This window comes from Nonomuraea rubra, from assembly GCF_014207985.1.
Classification (GTDB): domain Bacteria; phylum Actinomycetota; class Actinomycetes; order Streptosporangiales; family Streptosporangiaceae; genus Nonomuraea; species Nonomuraea rubra.
In genome coordinates this window covers 1643064-1657064 of sequence record NZ_JACHMI010000001.1, presented here as the reverse complement: position 1 = coordinate 1657064, position 14001 = coordinate 1643064, and the positions used below count along the sequence as shown (strand labels likewise).

14 protein-coding genes are annotated in these 14001 nt (G+C 71.6%); 5 read left to right on the top strand and 9 right to left on the bottom strand.

Translation table 11 applies throughout. The features are described from left to right. Positions 1–2: 2 nt before the first annotated feature. From lat to HD593_RS07760, 3 genes are all read right to left on the bottom strand, one after another. A complete protein-coding gene (lat, locus tag HD593_RS07770; RefSeq protein ID WP_185101517.1) occupies positions 3–1271 on the bottom strand; it encodes an L-lysine 6-transaminase in 1269 nt (422 codons plus the stop codon). 64 nt (positions 1272–1335) lie between these two features. Continuing rightward, positions 1336–1878, bottom strand: coding sequence for an HdeD family acid-resistance protein (locus tag HD593_RS07765; RefSeq protein WP_185101516.1), 543 nt, complete (start codon positions 1876–1878; stop codon positions 1336–1338). A gap of 103 nt (positions 1879–1981) precedes the next feature. After that, on the bottom strand, positions 1982–3319 hold the full coding sequence (locus HD593_RS07760; protein ID WP_185101515.1) for a serine hydrolase: 1338 nt from the start codon (positions 3317–3319) through the stop codon (positions 1982–1984). A gap of 167 nt (positions 3320–3486) precedes the next feature. Between HD593_RS07760 and HD593_RS07755 the strand changes: the two genes are divergently transcribed. Further along, positions 3487–5220, top strand: coding sequence for a sensor histidine kinase (locus tag HD593_RS07755; RefSeq protein WP_185101514.1), 1734 nt, complete (start codon positions 3487–3489; stop codon positions 5218–5220). Further along, entirely contained in the window at positions 5213–5890 is a 678-nt protein-coding gene (locus HD593_RS07750) for a response regulator transcription factor (RefSeq protein WP_185101513.1), read from the top strand. Before HD593_RS07755 ends, HD593_RS07750 begins: the two co-directional genes overlap by 8 nt. A gap of 1 nt (position 5891) precedes the next feature. On the opposite strand, the gene HD593_RS07745 is transcribed toward HD593_RS07750, so the two are convergent. The 4 genes from HD593_RS07745 to HD593_RS07730 are packed head-to-tail and all read right to left on the bottom strand — an operon-like array spanning position 5892 to position 8899. Continuing rightward, positions 5892–7049: a DUF418 domain-containing protein gene (locus HD593_RS07745; RefSeq protein ID WP_185101512.1), complete on the bottom strand. Its 1158-nt coding sequence runs from the start codon at positions 7047–7049 to the stop codon at positions 5892–5894. A gap of 29 nt (positions 7050–7078) precedes the next feature. Beyond that, positions 7079–7717: a GOLPH3/VPS74 family protein gene (locus HD593_RS07740; RefSeq protein WP_185101511.1), complete on the bottom strand. Its 639-nt coding sequence runs from the start codon at positions 7715–7717 to the stop codon at positions 7079–7081. Continuing rightward, positions 7704–7949, bottom strand: a complete 246-nt coding sequence (locus HD593_RS07735; RefSeq protein ID WP_185111719.1) for a type II toxin-antitoxin system antitoxin — start codon at positions 7947–7949, stop codon at positions 7704–7706. Before HD593_RS07735 ends, HD593_RS07740 begins: the two co-directional genes overlap by 14 nt. Then, positions 7949–8899 carry an SPFH domain-containing protein gene (locus HD593_RS07730; protein WP_185101510.1) on the bottom strand — a complete coding sequence of 317 codons (951 nt, stop codon included), beginning with the start codon at positions 8897–8899 and terminating at the stop codon, positions 7949–7951. The genes HD593_RS07735 and HD593_RS07730 overlap by 1 nt, the downstream gene beginning before the upstream one ends. A 149-nt stretch (positions 8900–9048) precedes the next feature. Here HD593_RS07730 and HD593_RS07725 point away from each other — a divergent pair, with 149 nt between their 5' ends. Then, positions 9049–9744, top strand: a complete 696-nt coding sequence (locus HD593_RS07725) for a DUF4097 family beta strand repeat-containing protein (RefSeq protein WP_185101509.1) — start codon at positions 9049–9051, stop codon at positions 9742–9744. Between the two features lie 7 nt (positions 9745–9751). Here the strand turns inward: HD593_RS07725 and trhA are convergent, their stop codons facing one another. Together trhA and HD593_RS07715 are read right to left on the bottom strand one after the other, a co-directional pair. Next, complete coding sequence (trhA, locus tag HD593_RS07720) at positions 9752–10399, bottom strand: PAQR family membrane homeostasis protein TrhA (protein WP_185101508.1); 648 nt, start codon at positions 10397–10399, stop codon at positions 9752–9754. Positions 10400–10462: 63 nt separating this feature from the next. Beyond that, positions 10463–11995: a penicillin-binding transpeptidase domain-containing protein gene (locus HD593_RS07715; protein WP_185101507.1), complete on the bottom strand. Its 1533-nt coding sequence runs from the start codon at positions 11993–11995 to the stop codon at positions 10463–10465. Between the two features lie 51 nt (positions 11996–12046). Here HD593_RS07715 and HD593_RS07710 point away from each other — a divergent pair, with 51 nt between their 5' ends. Both HD593_RS07710 and HD593_RS07705 read left to right on the top strand, forming a co-directional pair. Beyond that, positions 12047–12868: a spermidine synthase gene (locus HD593_RS07710; protein WP_185101506.1), complete on the top strand. Its 822-nt coding sequence runs from the start codon at positions 12047–12049 to the stop codon at positions 12866–12868. Between the two features lie 70 nt (positions 12869–12938). Continuing rightward, positions 12939–13907, top strand: coding sequence for a pirin family protein (locus tag HD593_RS07705; RefSeq protein ID WP_185101505.1), 969 nt, complete (start codon positions 12939–12941; stop codon positions 13905–13907). Positions 13908–14001: the final 94 nt, after the last annotated feature.

Genomic DNA, 14001 nt, shown 5'->3' with positions numbered 1-14001 from the left:
GCCTACAGAGCCGCCGACAGCGCGGCCAGGCCGTGGTCGAGGTCGGCCTCGGGGATGTTGAGCGCGGGCCGCAGCCGTACGGATCTGGGGCCGCAGGGCAGCACCAGCACGCCGTGCTCCTCCCGGAGCCGGGTCACCAGGGCGTCGCGGGCGGCCTGGTCGGGCAGGTCGAAGGCGCACATCATGCCGCGGCCCCGCACGTTCGACAGCGACTGGGGGTGCTCGGCCTCCAGCTTGGACAGGCCTTCGAGCAGCGCGTCGCCCGCGGTGGCGGCGCGGGCGATCAGCCCGTCACGCTCGATGATCTCCAGGATGCCCCGGCTGCGCACCATGTCCACCAGGCCGCCGCCCCACGTGGAGTTGATCCGGCCGCTCTGCTGGAACACGTTGTCGGGCACCTGGTCCACCCTGCGCCCCGCCATGATCCCGCCGACCTGCACCTTCTTCGCGAACGCCACGACGTCGGGCTCCAGCCCGAGCTGCTGGTACGCCCACGCGGTGCCGGTCGTGCCGCCGCCGGTCTGCACCTCGTCGAGGATGAACAGCGCGTCGTGCTGGTGGCACAGGCGCTGCATGGCCTGCAAGAACTGGGGGCGCATGTGGTTGTCGCCGCCCTCGCCCTGGATGGGCTCGGCGATGAAGCAGGCGATGTCGTACGGGTGCCGTTCGAACGCCTCCCGCGCCTGCGCCAGCGCCCGCTCCTCGGCGGCCTCGACGTCGCCGAAGTGGATGGCGGGCACGTCGATCCGCGGCCAGTCGAACTTGGGGAAGCGGTCGGTCTTGCCGGGCTCGGTGTTGGTCAGGCTCAGGGTGTAGCCGCTGCGGCCGTGGAAGGCCTTGGTCAGGTGCATGACCTTGGTGCCCAGGTCGCGCGACCTGCCCGCGGCCTCGTTGTGGCGGCTCTTCCAGTCGAAGGCGGTCTTGAGGGCGTTCTCGACGGCCAGCGCGCCGCCCTCGACGAAGAACAGGTGCGGCAGGTCGGGGTCGCCGAGCACGCGGACGAAGGTGTCGACGAAGTCCGCCAGGTGCTCGGTGTAGATGTCGGGGTTGGCCGGTTTGTTGCGGGCCACCTGGCCCAGCAGCCGGACGTGGTCGGGGTCGAAGGGCGGGTTCACGCCGAGCGGGGCCGAGGCGAAGAACGTGTAGAAGTCCAGGTAGCGGCGCCCGTCGCGGGCGTCGACCAGCCAGGAGCCGCGGCTGAGCTCAAGGTCGAGCACGAGGCGGTATCCGTCGACGAGCAGGTGGCGGGCAAGGCGGGTGTGTACGTCCATGGCACCTCCACAATGGATGTGAGCCTGGCATTCCTCTTGAGGAACACGGCCATATACATAAAATTTACGGCACACCTGCCCTTGGCGTGAAGTTCTTCACGCGCAGGGACAAGGCAATCATGGCGAGGCCGTAGAGGATCACGAAGGCGCCGATGAGCCAGACGAGGCTGAGCATGCCCGCGCCCGGCCAGATGAGCAGCAGCACACCGAAGATCACCGACAGCGCGCCGCCGACGATGAACATCCACTCGTTGTCGATGAGCTTGCGCAGGTGGATGCCGGCCACGATCTCGGAGACGCCGGTGAAGATCGCCCAGAAGGCCACGACGTAGAGCAGCGCCAGAGAGGTGATGCCCGGCCAGACGAGGGCCACGATGCCGGCGAGGATGCCGATGAGGCCGGAGATGATGAGCCAGGCCCGCGATCGCGTGCCGTGCCGGAAACCGGCGAACAGCTCGAAGAGGCCGCTGACGAGGGCGTACGCGCCGAAGAAGATCACCAGGACGAGCAGCGTGATGCCCGGCCAGATGAGGGCCAGGACGCCGAAGACGACTGCCGCCAGCCCTCTGACCAGCAGCAGCCACCATGATTGCGAGAGTTCCCCCATGCTGGTCTGCTTTCCGGCTCTTACCCGGAAAGAGACCAGCATCGGGTCAAATGTCGGTGATCCGTACGGCCACGGTGCCGGTGTCGCCCCGCCGGAGCGTGCTTCAGGATCCCGCGGCCAGCCCGAAGGCGGCACGCGCCACCCCGAGCTGCTCGTCGGTCGCCGACGGCTTGAGCGGCGCGCCGGGGTCGGACGCCGTCGTGGTGACGAAGTACGCCTTCCCCTGCGCGGTACGCGCGAGGAAGCTCACGGCCGACAGCCCCGGCTCCGACCCGCCCTTGTACCAGCGCGTCGGCCACTGCGCCGGGTCCAGCCCGATCCCGGCGTCATTGATCGACAGGACCTCGCCGATCCGCCGGTCGCCCAGCTTCACCAGGCCCGCGTACGCCCGGCAGAGCTCGTTCGGCGAGGCGAACCACTCCAGCGTGTCCAGCTCGCGCGGCTGCGGCCACGCCTGGATCTCCGACAGCGGCACCTTCGCCACGACCTTCTCCAGGTAGGCCCGCTGCCTGGCGTCGTTCAGCGACAGGTACCGCTTGGCGTGGCGCGGATACCCGGCGCCCTTGAGCACGAACAGGTCGCGCGTCGTCATGAGCGGCACGTTGCGCTCGTCGCGGACGCCCCAGGCGCGCATCGTGCGCTCGACCGCCTTGCGCCCCACCTTGTGGATCAGCAGGTCGGTGGCCGTGTTGTCGCTGATGGAGATCATCAGCCTGGCGGCCTCCAGGACCGTCACCTTGCTGCCGTCGGGACGGTCCTGGAGCTGCCCCGACGGCATGCTCTTCAGCTCCGGCGTGATCGTGAGCTCGGTGTCCCAGCGCAGGGCGCCGCTCCTGACGCGCTCGGCCACCGCCCCCAGCACGTACAGCTTGATCATGGATCCGAGAGGCCGCCGCTCGCCGGCGGCGACGGCGTGCGCGGGGCGGCACGTGCCGTCGGCGGTCAGCTCGGCCGCCAGGAAGGCGGGCCGCGGGGAGAGCTGACGCAGCCGCGTGTCCACCTCGGCCCAGGTCCGCGGGTCCGGCGCGCTGAACAGCAGGCGGGCGATCAGGCCGGCGGCGTCCACGCTGATCGAGACGTTGAACGACTCGGCGCCCACCGCGGCCTGGGCGACCAGGGAGGCGTTCCGGGACGACAGCACGCGCTCCAGCTTCATGCCCTTGAGCCCGGCCAGGGTCTGGTTGATCTGCGCGGGCGGCACGGTCTTGAGGAAGTCGGCGGTGAAGTGCCGGCCCAGCTCGCTCTCCGGGATCGGCGCGCGGGTGGCCGCGTCGAGCAGCCAGCCGAGCTGCCGGCCCGCCGGGGTGGCGGGGACCTCGGGAGCGGCGCTGACGGCGGCCTCCGTGGCCAGGGCCGGGACCGGCCCGCTGACGCAGGCCGTCATGGCGATCGCCGCCGCGGCCGCCGCGAGGATCCGGACGGGCTTCGACGGAGTGTGCATGAGAGGGGCTCCATTCACAGAGATCGGCTTCGTCTCCCCAGCGAACCCCGCCGGGCGAGTTCGCCACCACCGGGTGAGCCGCCGTTCCCGCCGGTGCGGCTGGCCGCAGGAAATATGCGGATAACCTCATAGACGCTTCCCCTGAACGCTCGTCACGATGGGGCCCTATGAGTTCCAGGCTGGTGGCCGGGCCACTGGCGTTGATCGCCGCCGGCGGGGTGGTGGCCGGCCCGCTGCTGGAGACAGGGCTGCCCGCCCCGCCCCAGCAGTGGGTGTTCATCGTGCTCGTCCTGCCGCTGCCCGTGCTGGGCTGGCTGCTGGCCGTCCGGCGGCCCGAGCTGCGCTACGGCTGGTTGCTGCTGGCCGCGGCCCTGGCGCTGGGGCTCAGCGTGTTCGGCACCGGCCTGTCGGCCCGGGGCGAGGCACACGTGGTCACCACCGCCCTCGGCTCGCTGGGCGCGGTGTTCTACGGGCTCACCTGGATCTTCGTGCCCCTGCTGTTCCCCGACGGGCGGCTGCCGTCACGCCGGTGGCGGCCGGTGGCGTGGATCTCGGGGGGCGCGATCGCCCTGCACGCCGGGGGAATCCTGGTGCTCGGCTACAACCCGTACCACCCGCCCAGCGGGCCGCCGTCGGCCACGGAGCTGGCCGGCGCGCTCGCCGGCGCCGCCGGGCAGTTCGTCACGTGGATCATGGCGGTGATCGTCTTCTGCGGCCTGGTGGTCCGGTGGCGGCGCAGCGGCCGGGCGGAGCGCGGGCAGTACGCCTGGATGGTCGGCGGCATGGTGGCGACCGCGGCGGGAGCGGTGCTGCTGTCCCTGTTCCAGTTCGGCGGGCCCCAGTACGGGGCCGCCGGGGTGGTCGGGCTCCTGGCCGTGGTGGGATCGCTTCCGGCCGCGATCGGGGTGGCGGTGGTGCGGCACCGGCTGCTCGACGTCCGCGTCGGGCTGCGCGGCTCGCGTCTGCACCTGGTGTTCGACCTGCGGCCGACGGTGGACGAGGTGCTGTCCGATCTAGGCACGGCGCTGGAGGATACGCCCGAGCCGGTGGAGCAGCTCGCCCGGCTGGCGGCGGCCGTGCGTACCGGGCTGGACCTGCGGTGGGCGGCGGTGACGCTGGCGGACGGCACCCGCGTGGTCTCGGGCGAGCAGCAGGGGCCGGCGGTGCTGGAGCTGCCGGTACGCGGCGGGCGCATCGAGTGCGGGCCCCGCGACACCGGCCCGCTGACCCGCGTGGACAGGAGGCTGCTGGAGGCGCTGGCCGTACCGGCCGGGCTGGCCATCCAGAGCGCCGGCCTGGTCACCAGGCTGGTCAACGCCCAGGAGGCCGAGCGCCGCCGCATCGAGCGCAACATCCACGACGGCGTGCAGCAGCAGCTCGTCGCCCTGATCGCCGGCCTGGAGCTGGCCAGGGCGACCGGCGCCGGCCCCGCCGTGCTCGCCGGCCTGCGCGAGCAGGCCCGCCAGACCCTCGCCGACCTGCGGGAGCTGGCCGCGGGCATCCACCCGTCCGCGCTCAGCCAGGGCGGCCTGGTGGAGGCCGTGGAGGAGCGCTGCTCGCGCCTGCCCGTACGGACGACGGTGACCTCTCCCCCGTCGCTGCGGGCCAGGCGCTTCGCCGACCAGGTCGAGGGCGCGATGTACTTCACGGTGAGCGAGGCGGTGGCGAACGCGCTCAAGCACGCGGCCGCGGCCACCATCGAGGTACGCCTGGAGCAGGACGGCGGCCGCCTGCGGGCCACCGTGGCCGACGACGGCAAGGGCTTCGACCCGGGCGCGCCGGCCCGCAGGGGGCTGGCCACGCTCGCGGACCGGCTCGACGCGCTCGGCGGGAGCCTGACGGTGGACAGCGAGCCGGGAAAGGGGACACGGGTGAACGCGTGGGTGCCGGTCGATGGGTGAGCTGATCCGTACGGTGGTGGCGGACGACCACTACCTGGTGCGCGAGGGCACCCGGCAGTTGCTGGAGATGTCGGGCGAGGTGGCGGTCGTGGGCGCGGTGGGCGACGCCGACGAGCTGCTCGACGCCGTGCGCAGGCTCGGCCCCGACGTGGTGATCACCGACATCCGGATGCCCGGAGGGGAGTGGCGGCAGGGCTTCGAGGGCATCGACGCCGCCCACCGCATCCGCTCCGCGCATCCGGGGGTGGGGGTGGTGGTGCTGTCGCAGTTCTCGGACGCGCTGTTCGCGTTCGAGCTGTTCAAGCACGGCACCGAGGGGTTCGCGTACCTGCTCAAGGACCGGGTCGGCGACCTCGACGAGCTGCTCGGGGCGATCAGGGCGGTCGCCTCCGGCGGCTCGGTCATCGACCCGAAGGTGGTCGAGGGCCTGCTGGCCAGGCGTGACGTACGGGGCCAGCAGGAGGCCCTGACCGCCAGGGAGCGGGACGTGCTGCGCGAGATGGCCCACGGCCGGACGAACTCCGCCATCGCCCGCGCCCTGCACCTGTCGATCTCCTCGGTGGAGAAGCACGTGAACTCCATCTTCACCAAGCTCGGTTTGGAGAACAGCGGCGACGTGCACCGGCGGGTGGCGGCGGTCCTGGCCTACCTGGGGCCGGATCCGTCGTGAGTCAGCGGTAGGCCAGGCGGCGCAGCAGGATCTCGGCCGGGCCCCGGTAGCCGACGCGGCGCATCAGGTCGGCGAGCAGCAGGGAGACCACCCACGTGCCGATCGCCACCAGCGTGGCGCCGGCCAGCCCGAGGTCGTCCTGAAGGCCCAGCCCGTACGGGTAGAAGATCACGAGGAACGCGATCGACTGGAAGAGGTACAGGCTCATCGAGCGCTGGCCGAGCGCCTCGACCATGGTGGTGAGCCGGTTGCGGCGCCGCCCGGCGCGGATCGCGACGAGGGCGACCAGGGCCGCCATGCCGATGCCGCCCGCGTACCCGGTGAGGGGCTGCGCCAGCACGGCCGCCCACACCGCCGCCGATGACGGGTCTGCCCACACGCCGGCCTGGATGAGGGCGGCGGGCAGGGAGCCCGCGACGGACCCGGAGATGGTGATCACGGTGGCGCGGACGAGGAAGGGGCGGTGCCGTTCGGGCTCCTCCAGGTAGCCGCGGCGCGCCGCCCACATGCCCAGCACGATGCCGGGGACGACCGCGAGGCCGCCCACGACCAGGCCGAAGGGCCAGACAGTGAGCCGCTCGGCGGCCATGGTCCAGAAGTCCTGGCCGGTCGCGGCGATGCTGCCCTTGGTCAGGGTGGAGATGCCCTGCGACATCGGGAACCACATGCCCACCCCGACGATGGCGGTGGCGGGGACGAACGTGAGCCCGGCCGTCCACAGCAGGGCCGCGTCGCGGCGCCGCAGCAGGCCCACCAGCACGACGGAGGCGAAGCCGTAGATGGCCAGGATGTCGATGGGGACCAGCAGCGCCACGTGCACGAGCCCGATCGCCACCAGCCACCATCCGCGCCGCCGCAGCAGCTTGCGGGCCGCCACCCAGTCGCCGCCCGAGCGGTCGAGCTGCCGGTTGAGCAGTTGCACCAGCGCGTACCCGAACAGGAAGGCGAACATCGGCCGCGCGTGGTTGTTGACGAAGAGGAAGTGGAAGACGTCGGTGATCGCGTTGAGCACCGCGGGACCGCGACGCACGTCGGTCAGGAACAGCGGCGCGTGCGCGAACGCGATGGCCAGCAGCATCGCGCCGCGTGCCAGGTCAGGGGCGAGGGCTCGCCCGGCGGTGGCGCGCGGGCGGGCCGGCGCCTCGTTCAGCGTGGTCATGTGTCCCCCTCGTGATAACGACATGTGCGTCAACCTCCCGCGGCCGAGCTCCTGGCCGCCTCGACGCTCTTGCGCAGCGCGGTGGCGATGGGCTCGACGGGCACCGAGAGCTGCTCGATCCGGTTCTGGTGCCTGCGCGCCTCGCCGGACCCCACGACCCCCTTCATGCGAGCCGCGCCGGCCAGCGCCGCCAGGACGCGCAGGTCCCGCTCCATCCGCCCGACCGGCTGGCCCCCGCGGATGGCCCGCCCGACGCGCTCGGCGAGCCTGCGTGACAGGTACGCCTTGCGCGGGACGATCCGCTCCACCGGGATGAACAGCACCCGGTGCCGCTCCACCCGGATCAGCCGGTCGGCGGCCAGCTCGTCACGTACCACGCGGACCGCCTTCGCGTGGTCCTTGCCGATCCAGCGCCGCCACGAGCGCGGTGGCGAGCCGGAGATCTGCTCCCAGACGATCGCCCGCAGCGAGCCCGTGCCCGCGTCGGCGGGCTCCGCCACGGCCCTGGCCTTGCCCGACTCGTCGGCCAGGCTTCCCTCCAGCAGCAGCTCGGCCAGGGCGGCGGCGCGCAGCAGGTAACCCAGCTCGCTCCGGTTCGTCAGCCGCTCCTTGCGCAGGTCGAAGGCCAGCAGGAAGGCCGAGCGCGTCAGCGTCTCATCCTGGGTCACCGGCGTCTCCATCCGCTTGCTCCTCTTCTTCTCCCTCTGAGTCCTTGCGCGGCCGGCCGCGCGGGCGCATCCGCCCCACCCCCTCGGGCAGCCGCCCCGCCTCTGACAGCGCCCTGCGCAGCAGGAACTCGATCTGGGAGTTCGTACTGCGCAGCTCGTCGGACGCCCATCTGGCCAGCGCGTCGTGGACCACCGGGTCGAGCCGCAGCAGAAGCTTCTTCCGTTCGGCCATCACTGGTAGAGCGTGCCCGTGTTCACCACGGGCTGGGTGTCGCGATCACCCACCAGCACCACGAGCAGGTTGCTGACCATGGCCGCCTTGCGCTCCTCGTCCAGCTCCACCACGTCGTGCTCGGCGAGCTTGGCCAGCGCCATCTCCACCATGCCGACGGCGCCCTCGACGATCCGCTGCCGGGCCGCCACGACCGCGCCGGCCTGCTGGCGGCGGAGCATCGCGTGGGCGATCTCCGGCGCGTACGCCAGGTGGATGATGCGCGACTCGATGACCTTCACCCCGGCCGAGGCGACCCTGGCCGCGATCTCGGTGGAGAGCTGGTCGTTGATCTCGTCGGCGTTGTCGCGCAGCGACAGCCTCGGCTCGCCGTGGGCGTCGTACGGGTAGCTGCCGGCGATGTGCCGCACCGCCGTCTCGGCCTGGATGGCCACGAACTCCACGAAGTCGTCCACCTCGAACACGGCCTGCGCGGTGTCCTGCACCTGCCAGACCACCACGGTCGCGATCTGGATGGGGTTGCCGTCGGCGTCGTTGACCTTGGTGACGTCGGTCTCGTGGTTGCGGATCCTGGTGGAGACCCGGCGGCGCACGGTGATCGGGTTGACCCATTGGAAGCCGGGGGTGCGCAGGGTGCCGACGTACCGGCCGAGGAGCTGCACCACCCTGGCCTCGCCCGGGGCCACCGCGGTGAGCCCGAACAGCATGACGAACCCGATCACGATCGCCAGCACGCCTGCGATGAGCGCCGCGAGCCCGGCCGCCACCGACCCGCCGGCCAGCAGGGCGATGCCCAGCACGAGCAGCGCGACGCCGGCCAGCCCGATCAGCGTGGCCACGCCCAGCATCGCGAAGCCGTTGGCGGCCTTGACCGGGCGCTCGTTGGTGTGGGGAGCGGGCATGTCGACCACGCCGCCGTCGAGCACGCCCCCGCTCGATGTGTCCACCATCGCCTTCCCTCCGCTATGTGTGACTTCATCTTGCTAGCAAAGTGATATCACTTTTCGGGCCGCGAGGGAAGGGGGTAGGGCTGGCACTACCGGGCATCAGGGTGGCGGCGGCAATGCCGTGCCGCGCCCGCGAACCTAGGGTTGCTGCCATGCAGAGAACGGCTTTGATCGCGGGCCTGCTGGGGCTCGCCGTCGTGCTGACCGGCTGCGGCGTCGGCGAGCACAGCGAGGACACCGTGTCGTACGACGTCACGGACCAGGTGGCGGCCCTGCACGTCGAGGCCGACTCCGGCACCGTCGAGGTGGTCGAGTCCGACCGCAGCGGCATCCGCGTGAGCGAGCGGCTGGTCTGGCGCAAGAACCAGCCCAAGGCCACCCACGAGGTACGGGGCGACACGCTGGAGCTGGCGTTCACCTGCCCCGCCACCTGGGGGTTCGGCGCGATCGGGGTGTCCTGCGAGGTGAGCTACCACGTCGAGGTGCCCAAGGGCCTGCGCGTGAAGGTGGGCAGCGACTCAGGAGACCTGACGCTGAAGAACCTGTCGGGCGAGCTGGAGGCACGCAGCGACTCGGGCGCCATCGAGGCCGGCGGGCTGACGGGCAGGCAGGTCGTCGCGCGGACGGACTCGGGCGACATGACGCTGACCTTCACCGGTCAGCCCGACAAGGTGACGACCTCCACGGACTCGGGGCGGACCGAGATCCACGTGCCGCAGGGGCCGTACGCCATCGAGGCGAGGACGGAATCGGGGGGCAAGGAGATCACCGCGAAGGCCGACCCCTCGGCCCCGCGCTCGATCGAGCTGACCAGCGACTCGGGCGACCTGGAGGTCGCGACGCCCTGACGACGGATCAGCCGTGGGAGTAGACCACGATCGACACCGCGATGTACTGCACCAGGTAGGCGGCGATCGTGAACGCGTGGAAGACCTCGTGGAAGCCGAACCAGCGGGGTGACGGGTCGGGGCGGCGCAGGCCGTAGACGAGGGCGCCGGCCGAGTAGAAGACGCCGCCCACCGCCACCAGCACGACGGCCGCCACCCCCGCGCCTTCGAGCAACTGCGGCATCACGAAGATCGCGGTCCAGCCCAGCGCCAGGTAGAGCACCGTGTAGAGCCAGCGCGGCGCGTTCATCCACAACACCCGGAACAGCACCCCGGCCAGCGCCCCGCCCCAGATCACGGACAACACCGCCACCCGGGGCGCCCCGTCGAGCGCCAGCAGGGCGAACGGGGTGTAGGTGCCCGCGATGATCAGATAGATGTTCGCATGATCGATCCTGCGCAGGAACTCCGCCAGCCGCGGGCCCAGCGTGCTGCGGTGATAGGTGGCGGAGATGCCGAACAGCAAGGCAGACGTGATGGCGTAGATCGTCGAGGCCAGGCGTGCCTGCAGGGTCGGGCCGAGCGCCACGAGCACGAAGCCGGCGATCAAGGTCACGGGCAGCGCTCCGGCGTGCAACCAGCCTCGCAGCCGCGGCTTGACGGTGATGGTCGTCATGAAACCTACGGTACCGTAGGTTGCAAAAGCCGCGAACCTGTGCCGAACGCCGGCCGGCAGAGGTTACAGCCCCTTGAAGAAGCGAGCGGCGATGGGGACGGCGGTGGACCTTCCGGACCCGCCGTGCCGGACGAAGACGCAGAAGGCCAGGTCGTCGCGGTAGCCGATGAACCAGGCATGCGACGTCTCGCCCTCCACCTCGGCCGTCCCCGTCTTGCCCGCGACGCCCTCGGGAAGCCCGGCGCCGCTGGCCGTCCCGTAGCCGGTGACGGCCGTCATCATGTCCCTGAGCGCGGCCACGACCCCCTCGTCCATCTGGACGTCCCCGTGCGGGATGCCGTCGATGCGGCGTACCTGCCCGTGGGACAGCAGCCGCGGCGAGCGCCAGGTGCCGCTCTGGACGGCGGCGGCGAGAGCGGCCATGCAGAGCGGGGTGGCGACGACCTCGCCCTGGCCGATGGCGTCGGCGGCCAGCATGTCGAGATCGTCCGTCACGGGCACGGTGCCGCAGGTGCCGCCGATCCCGGTCGCGATCGGCCGGCCGAACCCCCACTCGTCGGCCGTCCTGCTCAGCTCCTCCCCCGTCAGCCTGGTGGTCGCCTGCTCGACGAACGTGGTGTTGCAGGAGTGGGCGAAGGCGTCGGTGAAGGTGACGACGCCGCGGTCCACCTCGCCGTCGTTGCTGAAGGGCCGGTGGAACGGGATCTGGTACGTGCCGGGGCAGCCGACCTGGGCCGCCGGGTCGAGCCCGCCCTTGAGCAGCGCCGCCGCGGTGATCGTCTTGAAGGTGGAGCCGGGCGGGAACACGTCGCGCACGGCGCTGTAGTTCTCCCCCAGGCGGTCGGCCAGCGCGAGGATCTCGCCGGTGCTCGGCCGGATGACGATGATCGTGGAGTCCTCCACGCCGTCCAGCGCCCGCGCCGCCGCCGCCTGGACGGCCCGCGAGAGCGTGGTGCGCTCGACGTTCGCCTTGGGCTCGCGGTGCAGTAACGTCCGCTCCGGCTGGCCCGGCACCCTGGACACCAGCGCCCAGCCGTAGTTGACCTCCTCGAACTCGGGCTTGAGCGGGTTCAGGTACGCCTCGGCGTAGCTGTCGTTCGGGATCTTGTCGCCCTCACTGGTGACCAGCTCGGCCGCCGACGTCTCCACCTCTTCCAGCTCCAGCGTGCCGCCGTCCTTGAGCAGCGGGTGCAGCGTCTCGGGCGCCCATAACACCTTCCACGAACGGTCCCGCACGGCCAGCCGCAGCAGGCCGTCGAACGGCCAGTCGCCCAGCTCGGCGAGCCTGCGCACCCCCGAGAACGGCACCTCGGCCGCCTCGTCGCCCAGGCTGCGCACCTGGCCGGGGGCGAGCTGCAGCGACTCGACGTGCAGCTCGTCGCTCAGCTTCCTGTGCCGTACGGAGAAGTCGGACGGAGCCTGGTACACCAGCCGCTCCATCGCCGTCACGTTCCCCCGGCGCCAGGCGTCGAAGTACGCCTGGGCCGTCTCGGCGGCGCTGCCCTTGACCCGGTTCGACGCCGCGATGGCGAAGGCACCCGCCCCGACTACCGCGGCTAGCGCGATAACGAGCACAATCAGCCTTCGCCGTGCCATACGGTACTCCCAGGGAGGGGATCAGACGTGGCTCGTGGACAGCGTGAACCGATGCCTGGCCTGTACCCGGTGACGTTCGGCGAGGTCGAGCTGCTCCGGGATCTGGACAGGCAGGACGGCTGGGTGCTGTCCAAGGATGGCGTACCTCAGTCGTACGTAGATCTTCAAGACCCGACATTTCTGGAATTCGAGTATGTACGACTCATGGCGGATGTGATCGACCTTTTGCCAGATGGGCCGCTGAGCTGCGTCCACGTGGGCGGCGGCGCCTGCACGATCCCCCGCTACGTCTCCGCCACCCGCGCGGGCTCCAGGCACATCGTCGTCGAGCCCGACGGCCTGCTGGTCAACCTCGTACGCGAGCAGCTCGACCTGCGCTCGGTGCCCCGGCTCAAGGTCATCGTCGCCGGCGGCAGGGAGGGCACGGCCAAGGTCTGGGACGAGACGGCCGACCTGGTGGTGCTCGACGCGTTCACGGGCGCGACGATGCCTGTGGAGCTGGCGACGGCCGAGTACATGGGCGACCTCGCCAGGATCCTCCGCCCCGGCGGCACCCTCCTGATCAACCTGGCCGACGGCAAGGGGCTGGCGTTCGCCAAGCGCCTGCTGGCCACGGTGACGGGCACGTTCGGGCACGTGGCCCTGATGGCCGAGCCCGGCATCATGCGGGGCCGCCGCTTCGGCAACCTGATCGTGGCCGCGTCGCGGACGGAGCTCCCGCTGGAGCTGCTGTCCAGGCGGGCTGCGGGCGGCCTCACGCAGGCCCGGTGCGTGCACGGGGAGGCGCTGACCAACTTCATCGCCGGCGCCGCACCCATCAGGGACGGCGACGCGATCATCGCGCCCGTCCCGCCTCCCGCCGTCTTCGGCTGATCACCGCACTGCGGAATAGTTGAATTCTCAACTTGGTTGAGCCGGGCAGACCCGCTGGAAGGAGCGCGACATGCCCGCCGTGACCGTAGAGAACCCCCTCACCCTCCCCCGGTTGCCCGAGCCGCAGCCCGGGACGCCCGGGCGCAAGGTGCTCGCCGTCGAGACCGCGCCCAGCGGGTTCGAGGGCGAGGGCTTCCCCGTACGCCGGGCGCTGGCGGCGATCAAGCCGGAGTACCTGGACCCGTTCGTGATGATGGACCAGATGGGCGAGGTCGACTACGCGGCGGGCGAGCCCAAGGGCACGCCGTGGCACCCGCACCGGGGCTTCGAGACGGTCACGTACATGATCGACGGCGTGATGGAGCACCTCGACTCCAACGGCGGCGGCGGCACCATCACCAACGGCGACACGCAGTGGATGACCGCCGGGGCCGGGATCCTGCACAAGGAGGCGCCGCCGGAGTGGCTCGTGCAGCAGGGCGGGCTGTTCCACGGGATCCAGCTCTGGGTGAACCTGCCGGGCGCCAAGAAGATGATCGCGCCCCAGTACCAGGACATCGGCGGCTCCAGCGTCGTGCTGCTGAGCAGCCACGACGGCGGGGCGCTGGTCCGGCTCATCGCCGGGGACCTGGCCGGGCACGTGGGCCCGGGGAGCACGCAGACGCCGATCACGCTGCTGCACGCCACCGTCTCGCCGGGGGCGCGGCTGGTGCTGCCGTGGCGGCAGGACTTCAACGCCCTGGCGTACGTGCTGTCCGGGCGGGGCACCGCGGGCGCGGAGCGGCGGCCGCTGGGCGGCGGGCAGCTCGCCGTGTTCGAGGGGTTCGGGAACCGGCCGGGGCTGGCGACGCAGGCCGGGAGCATCACCCTGTCGGCGGCCAAGGAGCCGCTGGAGGTGATCGTGCTCGGCGGCGAGCCCATCGGGGAGCCGGTGGCACACTACGGGCCGTTCGTCATGAACACCAAGGCCGAGCTGGTGCAGGCGTTCGAGGACTTCAAGGCGGGTCGGCTGGGGAGCATTCCCGCCCAGCACGCCTGACCACGTCCTCCGCCCGGGGCCCGCGCGTTCTCTCCACGCGCGGGCCCTTTCCTTGTCAGGGAAGCAGGGCGTTCGAGGCGGCGGCCGTGCGGAC